General features: G+C 67.7%; 21 protein-coding genes and 1 tRNA gene. 12 read left to right on the top strand and 10 right to left on the bottom strand.

What is annotated here, in order from left to right; all coding sequences use genetic code 11:
* Nucleotides 1–58 precede the first annotated feature (58 nt).
* On the bottom strand, nt 59–2,611 hold the full coding sequence (gene pepN, locus OPU70_RS02985) for an aminopeptidase N (protein ID WP_042536714.1): 2,553 nt from the start codon (nt 2,609–2,611) through the stop codon (nt 59–61).
* 124 nt (nt 2,612–2,735) lie between these two features.
* On the opposite strand from pepN, the gene OPU70_RS02980 reads away from it, so the two are divergent.
* From OPU70_RS02980 to OPU70_RS02960, 5 genes are read left to right on the top strand one after another with little or no spacing between them, the layout of a single operon-like run.
* Entirely contained in the window at nt 2,736–3,920 is a 1,185-nt protein-coding gene (locus OPU70_RS02980; RefSeq protein ID WP_042536712.1) for a ferrochelatase, read from the top strand.
* 37 nt (nt 3,921–3,957) lie between these two features.
* Nucleotides 3,958–4,443, top strand: coding sequence for a ribose-5-phosphate isomerase (locus tag OPU70_RS02975; protein WP_042536711.1), 486 nt, complete (start codon nt 3,958–3,960; stop codon nt 4,441–4,443).
* 1 nt (nt 4,444) lies between these two features.
* Nucleotides 4,445–5,443 (top strand): Fpg/Nei family DNA glycosylase, encoded by a 999-nt coding sequence (locus OPU70_RS02970; protein WP_475434871.1) that lies wholly within the window; start codon nt 4,445–4,447, stop codon nt 5,441–5,443.
* Between the two features lie 23 nt (nt 5,444–5,466).
* Complete coding sequence (locus tag OPU70_RS02965; RefSeq protein ID WP_498557110.1) at nt 5,467–6,108, top strand: FMN-binding negative transcriptional regulator; 642 nt, start codon at nt 5,467–5,469, stop codon at nt 6,106–6,108.
* Complete coding sequence (locus tag OPU70_RS02960; protein ID WP_498557109.1) at nt 6,105–7,601, top strand: amidohydrolase; 1,497 nt, start codon at nt 6,105–6,107, stop codon at nt 7,599–7,601. The genes OPU70_RS02965 and OPU70_RS02960 overlap by 4 nt, the downstream gene beginning before the upstream one ends.
* A gap of 61 nt (nt 7,602–7,662) precedes the next feature.
* On the opposite strand, the gene OPU70_RS02955 is transcribed toward OPU70_RS02960, so the two are convergent.
* Nucleotides 7,663–8,148, bottom strand: coding sequence for a Dps family protein (locus OPU70_RS02955; protein ID WP_042536706.1), 486 nt, complete (start codon nt 8,146–8,148; stop codon nt 7,663–7,665).
* Between the two features lie 140 nt (nt 8,149–8,288).
* On the opposite strand from OPU70_RS02955, the gene OPU70_RS02950 reads away from it, so the two are divergent.
* Both OPU70_RS02950 and OPU70_RS02945 read left to right on the top strand, forming a co-directional pair.
* A complete protein-coding gene (locus OPU70_RS02950) occupies nt 8,289–8,825 on the top strand; it encodes a gamma carbonic anhydrase family protein (RefSeq protein WP_498557108.1) in 537 nt (178 codons plus the stop codon).
* 29 nt (nt 8,826–8,854) lie between these two features.
* Nucleotides 8,855–8,928: transfer RNA gene (locus OPU70_RS02945), tRNA-Ile, on the top strand.
* Here OPU70_RS02945 and OPU70_RS02940 read toward each other — a convergent pair.
* The 6 genes from OPU70_RS02940 to OPU70_RS02915 form a co-directional block, all read right to left on the bottom strand.
* The gene (locus OPU70_RS02940) at nt 8,910–9,536 is read right to left on the bottom strand and encodes a DUF2238 domain-containing protein (RefSeq protein WP_367820301.1); all 627 of its coding nucleotides are present in this window, start codon (nt 9,534–9,536) and stop codon (nt 8,910–8,912) included. The two genes, OPU70_RS02945 and OPU70_RS02940, sit on opposite strands and share 19 nt — an antisense overlap.
* 11 nt (nt 9,537–9,547) lie before the next feature.
* Nucleotides 9,548–10,381: an endonuclease/exonuclease/phosphatase family protein gene (locus OPU70_RS02935; protein WP_498557107.1), complete on the bottom strand. Its 834-nt coding sequence runs from the start codon at nt 10,379–10,381 to the stop codon at nt 9,548–9,550.
* Nucleotides 10,378–11,208 carry a glycosyltransferase family 2 protein gene (locus tag OPU70_RS02930; RefSeq protein WP_498557106.1) on the bottom strand — a complete coding sequence of 277 codons (831 nt, stop codon included), beginning with the start codon at nt 11,206–11,208 and terminating at the stop codon, nt 10,378–10,380. Before OPU70_RS02930 ends, OPU70_RS02935 begins: the two co-directional genes overlap by 4 nt.
* Nucleotides 11,209–11,287: 79 nt before the next feature.
* Nucleotides 11,288–11,620, bottom strand: a complete 333-nt coding sequence (locus OPU70_RS02925; protein ID WP_042536702.1) for a DUF7882 family protein — start codon at nt 11,618–11,620, stop codon at nt 11,288–11,290.
* Nucleotides 11,621–11,706: 86 nt separating this feature from the next.
* Nucleotides 11,707–12,645 (bottom strand): AraC family transcriptional regulator, encoded by a 939-nt coding sequence (locus OPU70_RS02920; protein ID WP_079112770.1) that lies wholly within the window; start codon nt 12,643–12,645, stop codon nt 11,707–11,709.
* Nucleotides 12,626–13,378 (bottom strand): exonuclease domain-containing protein, encoded by a 753-nt coding sequence (locus OPU70_RS02915; protein ID WP_079113973.1) that lies wholly within the window; start codon nt 13,376–13,378, stop codon nt 12,626–12,628. The genes OPU70_RS02920 and OPU70_RS02915 overlap by 20 nt, the downstream gene beginning before the upstream one ends.
* An 80-nt stretch (nt 13,379–13,458) precedes the next feature.
* Here OPU70_RS02915 and OPU70_RS02910 point away from each other — a divergent pair, with 80 nt between their 5' ends.
* Nucleotides 13,459–14,358: an alpha/beta fold hydrolase gene (locus tag OPU70_RS02910; protein ID WP_498557105.1), complete on the top strand. Its 900-nt coding sequence runs from the start codon at nt 13,459–13,461 to the stop codon at nt 14,356–14,358.
* On the opposite strand, the gene OPU70_RS02905 is transcribed toward OPU70_RS02910, so the two are convergent.
* Entirely contained in the window at nt 14,330–14,803 is a 474-nt protein-coding gene (locus OPU70_RS02905; RefSeq protein WP_079112772.1) for an Lrp/AsnC family transcriptional regulator, read from the bottom strand. The genes OPU70_RS02910 and OPU70_RS02905 overlap by 29 nt on opposite strands.
* 168 nt (nt 14,804–14,971) lie before the next feature.
* Here OPU70_RS02905 and pdhA point away from each other — a divergent pair, with 168 nt between their 5' ends.
* From pdhA to OPU70_RS02890, 3 genes are read left to right on the top strand one after another with little or no spacing between them, the layout of a single operon-like run.
* Nucleotides 14,972–16,087, top strand: a complete 1,116-nt coding sequence (gene pdhA, locus OPU70_RS02900; protein ID WP_079113974.1) for a pyruvate dehydrogenase (acetyl-transferring) E1 component subunit alpha — start codon at nt 14,972–14,974, stop codon at nt 16,085–16,087.
* A gap of 2 nt (nt 16,088–16,089) precedes the next feature.
* Nucleotides 16,090–17,100, top strand: coding sequence for an alpha-ketoacid dehydrogenase subunit beta (locus OPU70_RS02895; RefSeq protein WP_079112773.1), 1,011 nt, complete (start codon nt 16,090–16,092; stop codon nt 17,098–17,100).
* Complete coding sequence (locus tag OPU70_RS02890; protein WP_079112774.1) at nt 17,097–18,461, top strand: dihydrolipoamide acetyltransferase family protein; 1,365 nt, start codon at nt 17,097–17,099, stop codon at nt 18,459–18,461. The genes OPU70_RS02895 and OPU70_RS02890 overlap by 4 nt, the downstream gene beginning before the upstream one ends.
* Here OPU70_RS02890 and OPU70_RS02885 read toward each other — a convergent pair.
* Entirely contained in the window at nt 18,454–19,047 is a 594-nt protein-coding gene (locus OPU70_RS02885; RefSeq protein WP_042536694.1) for a TetR/AcrR family transcriptional regulator, read from the bottom strand. The two genes, OPU70_RS02890 and OPU70_RS02885, sit on opposite strands and share 8 nt — an antisense overlap.
* A gap of 112 nt (nt 19,048–19,159) precedes the next feature.
* Here OPU70_RS02885 and OPU70_RS02880 point away from each other — a divergent pair, with 112 nt between their 5' ends.
* Nucleotides 19,160–20,713 (top strand): carboxyl transferase domain-containing protein, encoded by a 1,554-nt coding sequence (locus OPU70_RS02880; RefSeq protein WP_498557104.1) that lies wholly within the window; start codon nt 19,160–19,162, stop codon nt 20,711–20,713.

The following is a 20,713-nucleotide window of genomic DNA, read 5'->3' as shown; positions in this document are numbered from 1 at the left end:
GATCAGGCCTCTGCGCGGGCTGGACGCACCGCGCAGAGGCCTGATGGGAGAAGCGGGCTCAGTCCTCCGCGTCGCGGGACTGCGCAGCGAGCGAGCGCTCGACGTCGGCGAGGTTCTCGAGCACCAGACGGCGCAGCGCCGGTGCCGCGTCCTGGTTGGCCGACAGCCACGCGCGTGTCGCGTCGCGCAGTTCGACATCGGCGATGGCCGTGGGGAACAGGCCCACGATCAGATACTGCGCGATCTGGTAGCTGCGGGACTCCCAGATCGGCACGAGCATGTCGAAGTACGCGGGCACGAACTCGCGAAGAGCCTCGGCGCCGGCCGGGTGCACGAAGCCGAGCGCGGCGGACCGCACGATCGTGTTCGGAGCGTCGTCGCGTTCGATCAGCGACGCCCAGGCCGCCTTCTTCGAGGCGGAGTCGGGCAGCGCCGCACGTGCCTGCGCGGCGAACTCGCCGCCCTTCGACGTGTTGTCAGACGCGAGGGCGGCGTCGATGGATGCCGCATCCGTCGCGCCGATCGTGGCGAGTCCGACGAGCAGCTGCCAGCTGAGGTCAGCGTCGATCTCGAGGCCCGGGAGCGTCTCCTCGCCGGAGCGCAGGCGCCCCACGATGCCCGCGTGCTCGGGAGTGACCAGGGCGTTGGCGAAGGCCGTCACGAACTGGAGCTGGCTGTCGCTGCCCGATTCGGCGGCTTCTGCAAGAGCCCAGAGTCCGTCTGCGACCTTCTGGCGAGCGGCGAGACGAGCCTCTGGCCTGACATAGAGCGTGGCGGCGGTGCGCAGCTGCGCGAGCGTCGTGCGGACCGTGGTCGACTCGGTCTCGCGGCCGATGTTGCCGAGCACGAGGTCGATGTAATCGGAGGCCGCGGTCTCGGCGTCGCGGGTCTGGTCCCAGGCCGCGCCCCACACGAGGGAGCGCGCGAGGGGGTCGCTGATGTCGGCGAGGTGCGCGATCGCGGTGGCGAGGGAGCGCTCGTCGAGGCGGATCTTCGCGTAGGCGAGGTCGTTGTCGTTGAGCAGCACGAGGTCGGGACGCGCGAGGCCATGCAGCTCGGGAACCTCGGTGCGGTCTCCGTCGACGTCGACCTCGGCGTAGTGCGAGCGCACGAGTGCGCCGTCCTGGAGGTTGTAGAACCCGATGCCGAGCCGATGCGGACGGATGGTCGGGTAGTCGGCCGGAGCGGTCTGCGTCACGGCGAATCGTGTGATCGTGCCGTCCGAGTCGTCTGCGATCACCGGTTCGAGCGTGTTCACGCCCGCGGTCTCGAGCCACTTCTTCGACCAGGTGCTCAGATCGCGTCCGCTGGTGGCTTCGAGCTCGGTGAGAAGGTCGCTCAGCTCGGTGTTCCCCCACGAGTGCTTCTGGAAGTACTGCGAGACGCCGGCGAAGAACGCCTCGATGCCCACCCAGGCGGCGAGCTGCTTGAGAACCGAGCCGCCCTTCGCGTACGTGATGCCGTCGAAGTTCACCTGCACGTCTTCGAGGTCGTTGATCTCAGCCACGATGGGGTGGGTCGAGGGAAGCTGATCCTGGCGGTAGGCCCAGGTCTTCTCCATCGCGTTGAAAGTGGTCCACGCCTCGGTCCACTCGGTGGCCTCCGCGGTCGCGATCGTCGACGCCCACTCGGCGAACGACTCGTTCAGCCAGAGGTCATTCCACCACTTCATGGTCACGAGGTCGCCGAACCACATGTGCGCGAGCTCATGCAGGATCGTGACGACGCGGCGCTCCTTGACGGCGTCGGTGACCTTGCTGCGGAACACGTACGTCTCGGTGAAGGTGACCGCCCCCGCGTTCTCCATCGCACCGGCGTTGAACTCGGGGACGAAGAGCTGGTCGTACTTCGCGAACGGGTAGGGAACGCCGAACTTCGACTCGAAGTACGCGAAGCCCTCGCGCGTCTTGTCGAAGATGTAGTCGGCGTCGAGGTGCTGCCACAGGCTCTTGCGTCCGTAGACGCCGAGCGGGATGACCCGGCCCGAGGAGCTGGTGAGCTCGGAGAACGTCGCCTCGTAGGGGCCTGCGACCAGGGCCGTGATGTACGACGAGATGCGCGGCGTGGGCTCGAAGCCCCACGTCGCGACCGAGTGGTCGTCGTGGACGATGGGCTCGGGCGTGGGGGAGTTCGACACGACCTTCCAGGACGCCGGTGCCGTCACCGTGAACTGGAACGTCGCCTTCAGATCGGGCTGCTCGAACACGGCGAACACGCGCCGCGAGTCGGGGACCTCGAACTGGGAGTAGAGGTAGACCTCGCCGTCGACAGGGTCGACGAAGCGGTGCAGTCCCTCGCCGGTGTTGGTGTAGAGGCAGTCCGCGTCGACCACGAGGACGTTCTCGGCCTGCAGGCCGGCGAGCGCGATGCGCGAGTCGGCGAAGACCTCGTCGGGGTCGAGCTGCTCTCCGTTCAACGAGATCTCGCGCACGTCGCGTGCGATCAGGTCGATGAAGGTGATGCTCTCCGGCGTCGCGGTGAACCGGACGACGCTGCGGGAGCCGAAGACCTCCGCACCCTTCGTCAGGTCGAGCGAGACTTCGTACGACTGGGTGTCGATGACGTCGCGGCGCTCCTGCGCTTCGATGCGGGTGAGGTTCTCTCCAGGCACAGCTGTACTCCCAGGGGTGAGGGGATGCTGCCGCAACCCAGCGCAGTTGGCGCCCACGGCAACCATGACAGCCTACGCCAGCACGGCGGCCTGACTCACTTCCAGGAGATGAAAGAATGGACGGGTGACCGCGATCGAGCAGAACACCGTCCTCTTTGCCTCCGATGCCGCTTCCTCCGGCGCGCCGTATATGACCACCCCGGTGGCCTATGACGGCATCCTGCTCGCCGGGTTCGGCGGCCCAGAAGGGCAGGAGGACGTCATACCTTTCCTGCGCAATGTCACGCGGGGGCGGGGGATCCCGGACGAGCGCCTCGAAGAGGTGGCGCACCACTACCGCCATTTCGGCGGTGTGAGCCCCATCAACGGACAGAACCGCATCCTCAAGGAGGCGCTCGAGGGCGAGCTCGCGCGCCGCGGCATCGATCTTCCGGTGTACTGGGGTAACCGCAACTGGAGTCCTTACCTCGAAGAGGTCGTCACCGAAGCCGCAGCCGACGGCAAGACGACGCTCCTCGCCTTCGCCACGAGCGCGTACAGCTCCTTCTCGAGCTGCCGGCAGTATCGCGAGGACTTCGCGCGAGTGCTCGAGGAGACGAAGCTCGGCGAGACCGTGACGATCGACAAGATCCGTCCCTTCTACGACCACCCCGGGTTCGTCGAGTCCTTCGAGACGGGTGTCCGCGAGGCCGTGGAGACCTTCCTCGGTCAGGGAATCGCCCCGGCCGACATCCAGATCCTCTTCTCCACCCACAGCATCCCGACTGCGGATGCCGAGCGCTCGGGCGCGCGGGACATCGACTGGGGCGAGGGCGGCGCGTATGCCGCGCAGCATCTCGCCGTCGCCGCGTGGGTGATGGATCGCGTCCGTGAGAGCATCCCGGCAGCGGCTGACGTCTCGTGGGAGCTGGTCTACCAGTCCCGTTCGGGCCCCGCCTCGCAGCCGTGGCTCGAGCCTGATGTGTGCGACGTCATCGGCGAGCTGCCCGAACGCGGCCGGAAGGCCGTGGCCGTGGTGCCCGTCGGGTTCATGAGCGATCACATGGAGGTGCTCTGGGACCTCGACACCGAGGCCGCCGAAGCCGCCGAGGAGGCGGGACTCGCCTTCACGCGTACTCCGACGCCCGGAGTCGCCCCGTCGTTCGTCACCGGAATCGTCGACCTGATCGTCGAGCGCCTGGAGGGTCGTCCGAACGAGGATCGCCCCCATGTCACCTCTCTGCCCGGTGCGTTCGATGTGTGCCGCCCCGGCTGCTGCGAGAACGTCCGGGCGGGATTCAAGCCGGCTGCGGCCGGCGTGGCTCCGTGAGCACCCGCTGACCGTCTGCGCTTCTAGGATGGATGCCATGCGCATCCATATCGCCACCGATCACGCCGGTCTCGACTTCTCGACGCAGCTGCAGGACCATCTGCGCAGCGCAGGCCATGAAGTCGTCGACCACGGGCCGGTCGAGTACGACGCGCTCGACGACTACCCCGCGTTCTGCATCCGCGCTGCGCAGGCGGTCGTGGCGGACCAGAGGGCCGGGGTCGAGACGCTCGGCGTGGTGTTCGGCGGTTCGGGGAACGGCGAGCAGATCGCCGCGAACAAAGTCGCCGGTGTCCGCGCCGCGCTGGTGTGGAACACGTCGACCGCAGAGCTCGCCCGTGAGCACAACGATGCGAACGTGATCTCGATCGGGGCGCGTCAGCACTCCTTCGACGAGGTCACCTCGTTCATCGACACCTTCATCGCCACGCCGTTCTCGGGAGACGAGCGTCACATCCGCCGCATCGGTCAGATCGCGGACTTCGAGCGCGACGGCTCGCTGCTTCCGGACCCGCGAGCCTGACATGCCCGAGGGCCACTCCGTCCATCGCATCGCTCGTCAGTTCGATCGGAACTTCGTCGGCAAGGCGATGCTCGCCTCGAGCCCGCAGGGACGATTCGCCGAGGGGGCGGCCGTCCTGAACGGACGCGAGGCGATCAGCGTGCAGGCTGTGGGCAAGCAGATGTTCCTCGAGGCCGAAGGCGATGTGTGGTTGCGCGTGCACCTCGGTCTCTACGGAGCCTGGGACTTCGCCGGCGACATCCTGGTGGACCCCACCATCGCGTCTGCGAACGGTCGCATGGGGCAGACCAACCAGAGGGGCACGGTGGTGGATGAGGAGATCCTCGACGATGCCGGAGAGAACTCGCTGGCGTCGATCGGCGCGCCCCGTAGAACCCGTGTGCACGTTCGCATGTCGGAGCAGACGAAGGGTCTCGCTGACGAGGGGCTCGAGTGGCCGCCGCCGGTCGTCGGGCAGGTTCGGCTGCGTCTGATGACCGACATCACCGCCGCTGACCTCCGCGGTCCCACGGCATGCGTGCTGCAGACTCCTGAGGAGATGCTCGCCAGCGTCGCGAAGCTCGGTCCCGATCCGCTCGTGGGCGATCCGGTGCAGAACGAGGAGCGCTTCGTCGCGGCGGTCCGCAAGAAGCAGACGGTGATCGCTCTCCTGCTCATGGATCAGGCCGTGGTGAGCGGCATCGGCAACGTGTATCGGGCCGAGATGCTGTTCCGCCAGCGGTTGAACCCGCATACCCCCGGCCGAGAGGTTCCCGAGGACGTCGTGCGAGCCCTGTGGCATGACTGGGTGCGTCTCCTCGCCGTCGGCGTCGAGACCGGTCAGATGATGACCATGGATGATCTCTCGCCCGATGCGTACCGCGCCGCGATGGCGAGCCGCGACAACCGGCACTGGGTCTACCATCGCGCAGGTCTGCCGTGCCGCATCTGCGGCACCGAGATCGCTCTCGAGGAGATCGGCGCGCGCAAGCTGTACTGGTGCCCGCGCTGCCAAGCGTGACCCGTCGGCCATAGGCTGAGGGGATGCGTCAGAACCCCAGTTTCACGCTCGCGGATGCGGCCGAGATCCGTCGGATCGTCGATGCCAATCCCTGGGCGACCATCGTGAGCCACGGTCCCGACGGCCTGGTCTCTTCGCACTACGTCGTTCTTCTCGATGACGACCATGACGACTTGACGGTCGTGGGGCATGTCGGGCGGCCGGACGACCTGATTCACGGCCTGGGGGATGGGGAGCTGCTCGTCGTCTTCCAGGGACCGCACGGCTACATCTCGCCCGGTTGGTACGGCGATGTGCCGTCGGTTCCGACCTGGAACTACACGGCCGTGCATCTCGCAGGGATTCCCGAGATCCTCAGCGACGAAGAGAACCTCGCCGTGCTCGACCGGCTGGTCGACCGTTTCGAGGGACGGATGCCGGAGCCACGGCGCATGTGGGAACGGCCGAACGATCCCGCGTTCGTCGCTCGCCTGGCCACAGGGACGGTGGGCTTCAGACTCACCCCGACCAGGGTCGTCGCCAAGCGCAAGCTCAGCCAGAACAAGCCGGCCGAGACCGTGGAGACGGTCATCGCCGAGCTCGAGGCCGACGGGCCGTACAGGCAGCCCGCCCTCGCGACCGAGATGCGTCGTGCTCAGCAGGCGCGCGTCGGAGGTCGCTCGTGATCGGGATCGGAGAGCGGGTCGGCACCCTCGTCGGCGTGCGGGTCTCCGGCCCTGGAAGAGAGTTCCTGATCGACGACGAGCCCGTGGACATCTTCATCGAAGACGGTCGCATCAGCGACATCGCTCCCACCGGAGCTGTCGCGCCGCAGGGCGAGATCCTCGAGGGCAACGGGGCCTGGGCGGTGCCCGGCCTGTGGGACAACCATGTTCACACGGTCCAGTGGGCGCTGGCGGCGGAGCGAGTCGCACTCGGCGGCGCGGCCTCCGCGTCTGAGGCTGCTGCGATCATGGCGGCCGCGGCACCGCTGCCGGATGGACGGAAGGTGGGCAGCGGATTCCGCGATGCGATGTGGCCGGATCACCCGACGCTCGCTCTGCTCGACAGCGTCACCGGAGAGGTCCCCACCTACCTGATAAACGCAGACGTGCACAGCACGTGGCTCAACTCGGCTGCCTTGCGGCTCGAGGGGTTCGCCAGCGCCGACGGGATGCTGCGCGAGCAGGACGCGTTCGAGATCTCTCGTCGACTGAATGCCGTGGATCCTGTTCGGGGCGATGCGGCGGTCCGGGACGCGGGGGAGAGAGCAGCGTCCCGCGGCGTCACGGGGCTGGTCGACTTCGACATGGCATGGAATGCCGATGCGTGGCCACGCCGAGTCGCGGCGGGGTTCGCCGCGCACCGCGTCGAGTTCGCGATCTATCCGTTCGACCTCGAGCGAGCCATCCGTGCCGGCCTGAGGTCGGGTGAGCTGCACCAGGACGAGGACGCGCCGGAAGCCGGGCGCGACCTGATCCATGTCGGACCGCTGAAGATCATCAGCGACGGTTCGCTGGGCACACGCACCGCCGCATGCTCACACGCGTATCCGGGTGATCCCCAGAATTTCGGGGTGCTCACCGTGCCCCCGGCCGAGCTCGCAGAGCTGCTCACCGTCGCGACCGGAGCAGGACTCGCGGTCGCCGTGCACGCGATCGGCGACCGCGCCGTCACCGGCGCGCTCGATGCCTTCACCACGTCTGGTGCGGTGGGCACCATCGAGCACGCCCAGCTGGTGCGTCACGCCGATCTCGCGCGGTTCGGCAGACTCGGCATCATCGCGAGCGTGCAACCGCAGCACGCTCTCGACGACAGAGATCTCGTCGGCCGGCACTGGGCAGGGCAGACCTCGATCGGCTATCCGCTCGGCGCCCTGCGGGACGCCGGTGTCGAGCTGCGCTTCGGATCGGACGCGCCTGTGGCACCGCTCGATCCGTGGCAGGCGATCGCCGCTGCCGTCACCCGCACCGACGACGACCGTGATCCGTGGCACCCCGAGGAGCGGCTGACACGCGAGCAGGCGCTCCGGGCGAGCGTCCGCAGCTCTGTGCGCCCGGGCGAGCTGGCCGATGTCGCCCTGTGCGGCTACGACCCGCTGACCGCCTCCGGGGCGGATCTGCGAGGGATGCCGGTGACGGCGACGATGGTGGCGGGGCGTCTGACCTACGGCGCCTGACATCCGGAGCACGAAGAAGGGCACCGGGAAGACCCGGTGCCCTTCTTCGTCAGACGGATGCTTATGCGGCGATGTGCGACACGAGGAACCAGCGGTCCTTCTCGAGTCCGCGCATGATCTCGATCGCGACGTCCTGGCTCGTGAGGTCGACCTCGTCGAGTCCGTCGATCGCAGCCTTCACGTCGATGAGGATCGCGTCGATGTCGGAGATGACAGCGCGCACGAGCTCGTCGGACTGGGTGAAGCCGGCAGGGACCGACGTAGCGCTGCCCTTGGCGGCCACGGCGCTGATGCGCGCGTCGATCGGCAGGCCGAGGGCGACGATCCGCTCGGCGGCGGTGTCGGCGAAGTCTCCTGCGTGCGCGACGATCGTGTCGAGAAGCTCGTGGACGCCGACGAAGTTGGCGCCGCGCACGTGCCAGTGCGCCTGCTTGCCATCGATCGTCAGTGCCTGGAGTCCGAGCACGACGGGGGAGAGGAACTGAGCCGCTGCAGCTGCCACTGTCGGGTCGCTGGCGGTGGTGGAAACGGTCTGTACCTTGCTCATCTTGACTCCTCCGGAGTTGTCTCTTCGTGCCTGATGATGACAACGCTACTCGTCTGAAAACATTCCGCAAGCAAGCGAAGGCTCGGCTTAGTGCCCCGGAATCATGCGGAAATCCGGCCTTGGGAGGATAGTCTCACCTCATGAGCATCGCAGCCGGAGCCTCTGTCCTCGCGCTCCCGGGGAAGACCCCGTCGGTACCCGAAGACGCGTTCGTCGCCGAGGGAGCGCGCATCGTCGGCGACGTCTCGCTGGCTGAAGGCGCGAGCGTCTGGTACAACGCCGTGCTCCGAGGCGACTCGGCATCCATCGTGATCGGTCGAGGCAGCAATGTGCAGGACAACGTCTCGGTCCACGTCGATGCGGCTCATCCCGTCACCATCGGTGACAAGGTGTCCATCGGTCACAACGCCGTGGTGCACGGATGCATGATCGGAGACGGCTCGCTCATCGGCATGGGGGCTGTCGTGCTCAGCGGCGCGGTCATCGGTGCGGGTTGCCTCATCGCCGGCGGAGCAGTCGTGCTCGGAGGAACCGAGGTGCCGGACGGCTCACTGGTGGCGGGGGTTCCTGCGAAGGTGCGTCGGTCCCTCAGCGACGACGAGCGTGCCGACCTGATCGCCAACGCCGACATCTACCTGGTGCACCTCGAGACGCACACCGCCGCGACACCGATCTGACCGGTTCGGCCCGATAGGCTTGTCGTCACGGGGCGGTGGCCAAGCTGGTTAAGGCAGTGGGCTCATAACCCAACGATCGCGGGTTCAAGTCCCGCCCGCCCTACTCCTGTTCGCTGAGCCGCCCACGCCATCTGTCGAGCGCGGTCGTCTCAGAGATGACGTCGCGAGGATGACGCCGGCGGCGATACCGCCGAGTCCGCCGAAGACCATGTCGCCGATCGTGTCCTGATACGTGACGAAGATCTCGTCGCTGAGGTAGGCCCAGCCCAGCCACTCGACCATCTCCCACATGGCGCTGAGTGCGAGGGCCAGGAGCGGTGCCAGGACGAGCGGAGTTCGCGGCCGGGCGCCGTGGTCGCGAGTCATCGTGACGACCTCCGCCCGGGTGAGGATCAGCGCAGCGACGATCGTCAGAATCCCCGTGCAGATCAGGTGCACGACCAGATCCCAGCCCGGGATCGTCCGGTACAGGTCGAATATGTTGCTCCACGCGGCAACGAGCACGGTCGCGCAGACCGCCAGATCGAACCACCCGCGCAGTCCCAGCACTCGAGGCAGCATCAGGGCCGGAAGAGCGAGTGCGGCGATGCCGGCGTCCGTCGGCGCGAGCCAGATCAGCGCCACTCCGACGCCGACGATCCCCAGAACGCGCAGAGAGTCTGCGGACCACTCCGCGAGGGACCGAGGCGGACGGAGGAAGTCTTCTTTCACTGTGTCCTCTTTCACTGTGTCTTGCCGTCCAGACGCAGCAGCGCCTGCACTGCCAGGTGATCCGAGGGTCTGATCCCATCGAAGACACCTGCGTTGATGCCGGCAGCACGCACCCGGACGTCTCGACTGACGAGCATCCAGTCGACGCGCCGCCCCGTGAGCCGCGGTCGTCGATATCCGTTGAGCGTGCTCCACAGCGGTGTCAGCCGGTCCTCGGCAGCGCTCCAGGAGTCGGTGAGCTCCGCGCGCGACAGAAGCGTGCGTATAGCGCGGGAGCGGGGACCGGCATTGAGATCACCCATCACGATCGTCGGAAGAGCACGCTTCCGGACCAGCGCGGAGATGGCCTCGGCCGATCGTCGCCGCGAACGAGAGGACAGGTGGTCGAGATGGGTGTTGACGACGAGGAATCGGATGCCCGTCGACCTGTCGGCGAACTCCGCCGTCACGAGAATGCGGGGGATGAGGTTGCCCCAGGATCGACTGCCCCGTTCGTCTGGGCGCGCTGAAAGGGCCTGCTGCTCCCATCCGCGAAGTTCCAGGCGTTCGGCGTCGTAGACGAGCGGGATGCCCTCGCCCGTGCCTTCGCGGCCTCGCCCTGTGCCGATGAACCGGTGAGTGGGGCCGAGCGCGCGGGTGACGACCCTCATCGCGCCGGGAAGCACCTCTTGCAGCCCGAGGATCGTCGGACGCTCCGAGCGCAGCATCTCAGCGACTGCCGGGGCGCGCACACTCCAGCGGTCCTGCTTCGGACGCGCGAAGCCCTCCATGGCCCGGCGGATGTTGAACGACATCGCGTGCAGCTCCGGTGCGACCACAGGGCCGATCAGCGCGGGCACGGTCATCGTGTCCGCCGTGCTGCGGGGCCGCGTAGGCGACGGCGGACAACCAGGCGTGCCCACCGCACAGGGGGGAAGTCGCGCGGCCAGTGCACGAGCACGCTGCGGAAGCCTCGCTGCACGCGCCGGCCGAACTGCCCTGCGGTGAACGGTCTCATCGACATCCCCATCGACTCGCCGGGGAGCCGAGCGATGCGGTGGTTCTCGCCGAGGTGGAAGGCGAGGTCGAGGTCATCGTGGATGTGTGCATCGCCGCGATGCACGACCGCACGCACCGCATGCCATGCTTCCCTGCGGAACGCGAGATTCGAGCCGAACAGCGGTCTATGGCCGAGAGTCACGCTCAAGACGCTCGTGTACGCGCCGAGATAGAGCCGAGCGAGCGGGACGCGGAGCGCCACAGGCCCGTCGGTGAAGCGCGCACCTCCGGTGACGGCTCCGATGCGCTCGTCCTGCCCGAAGGCCGAGACGACCGCGGAGATCCAGTCGGCATCCGGTTCGCAGTCCGCGTCGAGTCTGAGGATCAGATCACCGCGTGCGGCGTCGTATCCGGTGGACGCCGCAGCGGGGATGCCCGGCTCGATGCAGGTGAGCACGCGCGCGCCCGAGGCTCGAGCCACCGAGGCCGACGAATCGGACGAGTCATTGTCGACAACGATGATCTCGTCCGCCGGCGACTCCTGGGCGTGCAGGGCACGCAGACACCGTGCCAGCAGAGCCGCGTCGTCCTTGACAGGCACGACCACCGAGATGGTGGGGGAGTCGGCGGGCCCTATCCGTGACCGGACCGTGGCGGCACTGTCGACCACATGCCCTTCGCTGCGTTCCGTCATCGGCGCGATCATGTCATCGATCGGCGGAGAGAACGAGGGACTTGACACTGCGGAGCCCGCCCGACCCTCCGCGCCCGGATCAGCGAGCGTCTGCAGCCTGCAGGTCGGACGAAGGCTCGATCAGCTCCTCCACGAGCGTGATGCCGCCGCTCGAGTTGGCCGAATGGGCGAGATCCTCGATCCATCGACGGCTGAGCTCGGGCGCCTCGCTCTCGTCGAAGACGAACCTCAGGGGGATCGACGGATGCAGCCAGACCGTCGAGCGGCCTTCAGGGTCTCCGTCCGGGTGCTTCCAGGTGAGTGTGAAGCTCTCGTTGCGACGCAGCTTCGTCGCAACGACGACCTTGAGGTGCGCGAGTGCACGATCGTCGATATGGATCGGCTCGGAGGCGCCGTAGTAGAGAGAACCCATATCTCGGAATATATGCGCCAGGGGGCGAACCATCGCACCGGCCACCCTCGGCGCGCGAGGGGAGCGAACAATCTGTTCGCATAATGTCATCGGCGATGCGTCGCGGCCGTCACAGAGGGAAGCACGCCGAAGCTGTCGCGATACGCGGCGGCGAATCGCGAAGGATGTGAGAAACCCCATCGGCGGGCCACCGCCGCGACGGTCGAGGGCGCCCCGGACTGCAGGTCGCGATGGGCGCCGTCCAGCCGCGCCCGTCGCAGCGACTCGGCCGGCGTCGTGTCGAGCGCTCGTCGGAAGGCGTATTGCAGTCCCCGCGTCGAGATGTGCACGGCCGCGGCGACATCATCGACGGTGATCGGCCGGTGCGAGTTCTCGGCGATGAAATCGAGAGCACGGCGCACGGTCGCCGGAGCGGCTGTGGTCTGCGCCGGGCGATGGCGTTCGAGGCGGCTCGTCGTCGCGAACGCGGCGAGCGTCGTGGCCGCCGCATGGCGCGCCAACTCGCTGCGCAGGAGTTCGAGATCGTCCGTGGTGTCATCGAGCGGTGCGGCGCTCTGCTCGAGATACGCGAACATGCGATCCCATGCCGCGGCCGCGTAAGCGGAGCGAGGGGAGAGGTCCTCGATACGTATGGAGAGGTCGTCGTCACCGCTTATCCGCCGCGCGAGGCGCGACAGGGTGTCGCGGTCGAACACGAGCGCCGCCACACGTGCCCCCGCGTCCCATCGTGCATGCACTCGGGGTCCGTCCGAGATCCACGGGCGGCTCGCATCGAGATCGCCCCGATCGGAGTACACCCGCGCATCCGGACCGTCCACCCGGCACACCAGAACCTGGTCGAGTGGTTCCGCGGTCGAACGCACCTCCGCTGCCAGGTCGTAGCGAACAAGGCTCACGCCGCCGAGATCCGCAGAGTGCCAATCGAAGCGGAAGCGCTCCGGGTCGACGTCGTGCAGGACCGCAGACGGGACGAACTGCTTCCAGGTGCTCTCGACGCGTGAGACGTCACTGGTTCGGAACCGCATCGCGAGGCTCCTCCCCTCGGGTGCGGTGTGCGCGGACAGGCCAGGTGCCGTCGAGGCGTTCCTCCGGCTCGAGACGGCCGATCCGGATGAAGTACTCCGTCAGGCTCGCCGCCTGAGAACGCGCCCACCCGATCTGGCGCGTATGCAGCTCTTCGAGCGTCTCGGGAAGCACGAACTGGCGCGCCAGGGCCTGCGCGACCCGGCCTGCGGCCACCGCATCCGCGGCCGCCTCGTGGGCATCCTCGAGTCGTACCGCGTAGAGGGCGGCGACGACCTCGAGAGTGCGCTTGCCAGGGCGATACCGGTCGTAGGCCTTGTCGATCACGAGAGGGTCGATGATCGGGGAGGGATCCTCCAGCGGTGCGATTCCGTGGCGATGCGCCTCGTGAGCCAGGAGGGAGAAGTCGTATGCCGCGTTGTACGCGACGATCGGAACCCCCTGTGAGAGCAGGGACCGCAGGGCAGCGGTCACTTCTCCGACCACCTCAGCGCCCGGACGCCCGTGCCGGCGGGCATGCTCGGTGGTGACTCCATGCACGGCCGTGGCACCCTCGGGTATCGGCACTCCAGGATCAGACAGCCAGTCCCTCGCGGCGATCTCACGTCCGTCTGCGTCGAGCAGCCCCACATGCGCGGTGACGACTCGGTCTTTCTCCACGTCGATCCCCGTGGTCTCGAGGTCGAACACGCCTACACGAGTGATCCAGTGCGGGAGCGAGGGGGCCGGGGGCATGCTTTCACCGTAGATCCGGGCTCCGACATCCGGGCGGAGGCACACGGAGAGCATGCATCCGCCGACTCTAGACTTGGTCCATGACCGCCCCCTCTCCCTATGCAGACCGCCTGAGCCGACTGCCGGTCGTGCGCCACGAGGTCGATGTTCGAGGTGGGACCACCGTGTTCTGGGAGTACGGACCCGCCGACGCTGACGTGACGATCGTCGCGGTGCACGGATTCCGAGGGGAGCACCACGGCCTCGAGCCGATCCTCGCGTTCCTTCCGGAGGTTCGCGTGATCTCTCCCGATCTCCCGGGATTCGGCGAGACGGCGCCAGTCGCCGGCGGTTCCTACGATCTCGACGAATACGTCGCGTGGCTGAAGGAGTTCGCGGCGACGGTGGCTCCCGGGGCGGTGATACTCGGGCACTCCTTCGGATCGATCGTCGCCTCTGCGGCGGTCGCAGCGGGTCTCGAGACCCCGCGGCTGATCCTGATCAACCCCATCGGAGCGCCCGCACTCGAGGGACCCAAGGGCATCATGACGCGTCTCGCGGTCCTGTACTACTCGCTCGGAGCGCGCCTGCCCGAACGAGCGGGAACGGCGCTTCTGCGCAACCGTCTGATCGTCAGGGTCATGAGCATCACGATGGCCAAGACGTCGGACCCGCAGCTGCGGCGGTTCATCCACGACCAGCACGACACCTACTTCTCGCGGTTCGCCGACCGCGACGTCCTCCGGGATGCGTTCGTGACGAGCGTGTCGCATGACGTGAGCGAGTTCGCCTCCTCGATCTCGACGCCCACGCTTCTCATCGCCGCCCAGCGAGACGACATCACCCCCATCGAGGTCGAGCGACAGCTTGCGGAGCGCTTCGACGACGCCACTCTGGTCGAGATCGCCGAGGTCGGACACCTGATCCATTACGAGACGCCCGCCGAAGCCGCAGGTGCCGTTCGCCGATTCCTCAGGATTCCCGTCGCGCGAGGCCGATGAGGCCGGCGACACGGAACGGGATCACCTCGCCCATCGCGAGAGAGGTCTCGGTGCGCTCCACGCCTTCGATCGACAGGATGCGCGCGTCGGTGTCGAAGAGGTGTCTGGCGTCCCTGCACGCGACGCGCGCGAGCAGGTCGATGGACCCGCTGAGTCCATGCGCCTGCACGACTTCGGGGATGCGGGCCAGCTCGTTGATGATGCGTGGCAGCTCGGTCTGACGCACCCCGATGCTCACGAACGCCTGAAGCGGGAATCCGAGCACGTCTGTCGAGAACGATCGCTCGTACGACTGGAATATCCCGGTCTGCTCGAGTCTCGCCATCCGCGCCTGAATGGTGTTGCGGGACAGCCCGAGGTTCTCCGCGAGCGCGACGATCGTGACGCGGGGATCATCGGAGAGCGCGGCGAGCAGTTCGAGATCAATGCGGTCAAGTCCGGCCATAGTGCCAAACGATAGCAGGGTGGGGGATGCCCCGATTTGGCAACATGCTCAAGCCGATCGCGGTTGCTTGAGCGAGGTGATGAGCGGACGTACTCTCGACTCAACCGGCGATGAGGCCGGGGCCGAGCGTAGAACCCGTGACGACGGCCACGAATGAGGAGGACGATGATGTCACCGCAGATCACCCCGATCGTCGATACGGCGCAGGATCTCGAACTCGCCGAGCGCATCCTCTCACCGGAGGGCGAGCGGATCTCGAACCCGCTGCTCGACTCCTATGTCGATGACGTCGACGCCGCACAGCTGCGGGCGCTGCATCGCGACATGGTCATCCTCCGTCGTATCGACGCCGAGGGCGTCGCGCTCCAGCGTCAGGGGCAGCTCGGGCTCTGGGCTCCGTGCCAGGGACAGGAGGCGACCCAGATCGGCACCGCGAGGGCGCTCGCGCCTCAGGACTACGTCTTCCCGAGCTATCGGGAGACGGGGGTCATCTACGCGCGTGGCGCTGAGCCCGGCGACTTCGTCCGCATGTGGCGCGGCGAGGAGGGCGCGGGTCACGACCCTGCAGCACTCCGGGTCGCTCCGCTGCAGATCATCATCGGAGCGCAGACGCTCCATGCCGTCGGCTATGCGCTCGGCATCCGTCATGAAGGCGCGGACGAAGTCGCCGTCACCTACTTCGGCGACGGTGCCACGAGTCAGGGCGACGTCAACGAGGCGATGATCTTCGCCTCCTCCTATCAGGCTCCGGTCGTCTTCGTCTGCCAGAACAACCACTGGGCGATCTCGGAGCCCGTGTCGGTGCAGTCGAAGTATCCGATCGCCGGGCGGGCGCCCGGCTTCGGCATCCCGAGCCTCCGGGTCGACGGCAATGATGTCCTCGCATGCGTGGCTGCGATGCGCTGGGCCCTCGCGCACGCCCGATCAGGAAAGGGCCCCGCCTACATCGAAGCCGTCACATACCGGATGGGCCCGCACACGACAGCCGACGATCCGACTCGCTACCGCAGGGATGACGAGCTCGAGGCATGGCGTCGTCGCGACCCCATCGCTCGCCTGGAAGCGCATCTGCGGTCGCTGGGCGAGCTGAGCGACGAGCAGATCGCCGACACTCAGAAGGCCGCCGACGTCGCGGCACGGGAGATGCGCGCCGAGTGCCTGAGCATGGTGACCCGCCCTCCGCTCGCCGTCTTCGACGGCGTCTACGCCGAGCCGCACGCCGGGCTCGATCGTCAGCGCGATGAGTACGCCGCGTACCTGGCATCCTTCGACGGGGAGGTGTGAACATGACTCAGATCACTCTCGGGAAGGCGCTCGGCGCGGGTCTGCGCCAGGCGATGCGAGACGACGAGAAGGTCGTGCTGCTGGGCGAGGACATCGGCAGACTCGGCGGCGTCTTCCGCATCACGGACGGACTCCTCGACGAGTTCGGTGCGAAGCGCGTGATCGACACGCCTCTCGCAGAGTCCGGCATCGTCGGAATGGCTGTCGGATTGGCGTTCCGTGGCTATCGGCCGGTCGTGGAGATCCAATTCGACGGCTTCGTGTACCCCGCGTTCGATCAGATCGTCGCCCAGGTGGCCAAGCTGCACTACCGCACGCAGGGTCGGGTACGGATGCCGATCACGATACGCATCCCCTGGGCCGGCGGGATCGGCGCGGCCGAGCACCACTCGGAATCGCCCGAGGCGTACTTCGTGCACACGGCAGGACTGCGCGTGATCGCCGTGTCGAATCCCGAGGACGCGTACCGGAGCCTGCGTCAGGCCATCGCGTCGGACGACCCGGTGATCTTCTTCGAGCCCAAGCGGCTCTACCACCACAAGGGCGAGGTCGACCTCGACGCACCGCTGGCGGATGCCGCGCCGATGGGACTCGCACGTGTCGTCCGAGCAGGTGACGATGCGACCCTCATCACCTATGGGGCGATGGTCACGACCGCGTTGCAGGCGGCCGAGGCTGCGGAGGACGAGGGCATCTCGCTGGAGGTCATCGATCTGCGTTCGCTGTCGCCCGTCGACTACGACACGGTCGCGACGTCGGTCCGCAAGACCGGGCGGGTCGTCGTGGCGCACGAGGCCTCACGCGAGGCAGGCATGGCCGCCGAGGTGATCGCGAGCGTCACGGAGCGATGCTTCGAATACCTCGAGTCTGCTCCACTGCGTGTGACCGGACACGATGTCCCCTATCCGCCGGCGAAGCTCGAGAAGTACCACCTGCCGGACCTCGACCGGCTGCTGGATGCCGTCGATCGCGTGCTCGACCGTCCGAACAGCCTGACGGGAGCAGACGCATGAACGCGGAGTTCCGACTGCCGGATCTCGGCGAGGGGCTGACAGAGGCGGAGGTCGTCCAGTGGCTCGTCGCACCCGGCGACACAGTGACGCTCAACCAGACTCTGGCGGAGGTCGAGACGGCCAAGGCGATCGTCGAGCTGCCATCTCCCTACGAAGGCGTCGTCGCCGCCCTGCATGCCGAGGCGGGACAGACGATAGCGGTCGGTGCTCCGCTGATCGAGTTCGACGTGGAGGGAGCCGATGGCCCGTCCACCGCGGACTCGAGCGGAGTCGATGGGCAGGAGAAGGCGCAGCCCAACCTGGTGGGCTACGGAGCCGCCCCTACGGCATCCGGGCGGCCCGCTCGGCGCGCCAGGCGCGCGGCCGGAGCCAGAGCGACGACCGACACGGCTGTGCTCGAGGCGGCACCGCATGACGCCTCGCCGACTGTGAGCGTCGAGGTCGTCACCGAACGGCCTCGGTCCACCCCTCCCGTGCGCGCGTATGCGAAGCGTCTCGGCGTCGACCTCGCCCTGGTCGCCGCGTCGGTCGGAGATCGCGTGATCACACGCGCCGACATCGACGACTACGTCTCCCGCACCGGGGTGACTGTCGAGCAGGCGGACCCCACGCCACGACGCACTGCTGTTCCGGACGACGCGACCGGGCTCCGGGAGCATTCGCGCGAGACGCGCATCCCCATTCGCGGAGTCCGCAAGCACACCGCCGCAGCGATGGTCGAGAGCGCCTTCACCGCTCCGCACGTCACGGTCTTCCACACCGTCGATGTGACAGCGACCATGGACCTTCTCGAGTCGCTGCGCGGCGACCGGTCGCTGTCCGAGCACCGGATCGGCCCACTCGCCGTCGTGGCGAAGGCGGTGTGTCTCGCGCTGACCCGCGCCCCCGGCTTGAACGCGCGGTGGGACGAATCCGCGGGAGAGATCGTGCAGTTCGGGTACGTCGATCTCGGAATCGCGGCCGCGACCGACCGCGGACTCATCGTGCCGCACATCCGTGACGCCGAGACCATGAGCCTCATCGAGCTCGCGGATGCCGTGAGGTCTCTCGCCGCCACGGCGCGTGAGGGCAGGACGTCTCCGGTGGAGCTGTCCGGCGGCACTTTCTCGATCTCGAACATCGGGGTGTTCGGCGTCGATGCAGGCACCCCGATCCTCCCGCCCGGGCAATCGGGGATCCTCGCGGTCGGCGCGGTCCGGCGTCTTCCGTGGGAGCACCGCGGCGAGATCGCCCTTCGCCACGTGATGACGCTCAGCCTCTCCTTCGATCACCGGATCGTCGACGGAGCGGAGGGCGCGAGGTTCCTCAAGGATGTCGCCGACGTGCTGGAGGAACCCGGCCGGGCGATGCTTCTCAGATAGTCGCTCGGAGCGCCGATTCCGCCATCGCGGCGAGCACGGCCGCGGTGGCGGAGTGGTGTCTGGCTGCTGCCCGCGTGCTGTGCGGAGTCGAGTTGATCAACCCGAAGCACGCCTGCACCCGCAGGCGGAGCTCGTCGGCATCGGCCTCGACGAGAGGGTGCAGAGTGTCGATCCAGAGCTCGATGTAGGCGCGTTGCAGGCGTCGGACTGCGGAGTGATCCTGCGCCGAAAGGTGCACGACATCTCGATCGTGCACGCGGATCACGTCGGCGTTGCCGAGGGCGAATTCGACGTGGAAGGCGACGAGTGCGTGGATGCGCTCTTCGGGCGTGGACCCGTCGGCCGCGACGCGGGTTCCTCCGGAGACGAGATCGTCGCTCACCTTGATCAGCACGGCGCCGAGCAGTGCCTGCTTTCCGGCGAAGTGACGGTAGACCGCAGGGCCGGATACGCCCACGGCGGCGCCGATGTCCTCGAGGCTCACCCCGTTGTACCCGCTCTCGGCGAAGAGCCGGGCCGCCTCTCGGAGGATCGCGTCCGACCTCTCTGCCTTCGCGCGATCTCGCGCAGTCGGGGGGCTTGTCATCTCAGTTAATCCTCGCTAACCTGATGCGATCGGTTAGTGAACACTAACCGAGAAAGCATCCAGTGCGCCAGAGCGATGACGCCGGCGCCGTGTGGTCGAGGAGGACGTCACGATGCCCGCAACCCAGCAGGCCCTCGCCGCCGAGCTGCACGAACGACTGGCGGTCGCCTCCAGGGGCGGTCCCGAAGCGTCTCGTGAGAGGCACATCGCTCGGGGCAAGCTGCTTCCGCGAGACCGGGTGACCAGGCTCCTCGACGAGGGCAGTCCCTTCGTCGAGATCGCCCCTCTGGCCGCAGAAGGGCTGTACGGGGGAGACGCGCCGGCCGCCGGAGTGATCGCCGGGATCGGCCTCGTGCACGGACGCCACGTGATGGTCGTCTGCAACGACGCCACCGTGAAAGGGGGAACCTACTACCCGCTCACGGTCAAGAAGCACCTGCGCGCGCAGGAGATCGCGCTCGAGAACAGACTGCCCTGCCTGTATCTCGTCGATTCGGGCGGAGCATTCCTTCCCAAGCAGGACGAGGTGTTCCCCGATCGTGAGCACTTCGGTCGCATCTTCTTCAACCAGGCGCGGATGTCGGCGGAGGGCATCCCGCAGCTCGCGGCGGTGCTGGGATCCTGCACGGCAGGCGGCGCCTACGTCCCGGCGATGAGCGATGAGACCGTGATCGTCCGGGACCAGGGCACGATCTTCCTCGGTGGCCCGCCGCTCGTCAAGGCGGCGATCGGCGAGGTCGTCTCCGCGGAAGAGCTCGGCGGCGGTGAACTGCACGCCCGTCGCAGCGGTGTGGTCGACCACCTGGCCGAAGATGACGAGCACGCATTGGAGATCCTGCGTGACATCGTGGCCACTCTGCCGGCGCCCCTCCACCCGGTGTGGGAGGTGCACGACACTCGTGAGCCCGCGGAGTCCGGATCGCTCTACGACGTCGTCCCCGTCGACGTCAACGCCGCATACGACGTGCACGAGGTCGTCGCGAGGTTGGTCGACGGCGACACATTCCGGGAGTTCAAGGCGGAGTACGGCACGACCCTCGTCACCGGGTTCGCGCGACTGCACGGGCATCCGGTCGGGATCGTGGCGAACAACGGCGTGCTGTTCAGCGAGTCCGCGCTGAAGGGCGCGCATTTCATCGAGCTCTGCGACCAGCGCGGCATCCCCTTGGTCTTCCTGCAGAACATCTCGGGGTTCATGGTCGGGTCGGACGCAGAGGCGGGGGGCATCGCGAAGGACGGAGCCAAGATGGTCACCGCCGTCGCCAGCACGCGCGTGCCGAAGCTCACCGTGATCATCGGCGGATCCTTCGGCGCAGGCAACTACTCGATGTGCGGACGGGCCTATTCGCCGAGATTCCTGTGGACGTGGCCGGCCAGCCGCATCTCGGTGATGGGCGGCGCCCAGGCGGCGTCCGTGCTCGGGACGGTCAAGGACGACCAGCTCGCAGCACGCGGCCAGGCCTGGAGCTCCGAGGAGCGCGCGGCCTTCGAGCAGCCCATCCGTGAGCAGTACGAGACCCAGGGCGAGCCGTATTACGCCACTGCTCGCCTGTGGGACGACGGCATCATCGATCCGGCCCAGACTCGCGACCTGCTGGGGCTCGCCCTCGACGTGGTCGCCCGAACCCCCCTTCCCGAGCCGCACTTCGGCCTCTTCAGGATGTGA

It is taken from the genome of Microbacterium sp. SWDP-B6 (assembly GCF_059803615.1).
Note: the sequence above shows the minus strand (reverse complement) of the source record. Positions and strands in the feature narration are given on the sequence as shown.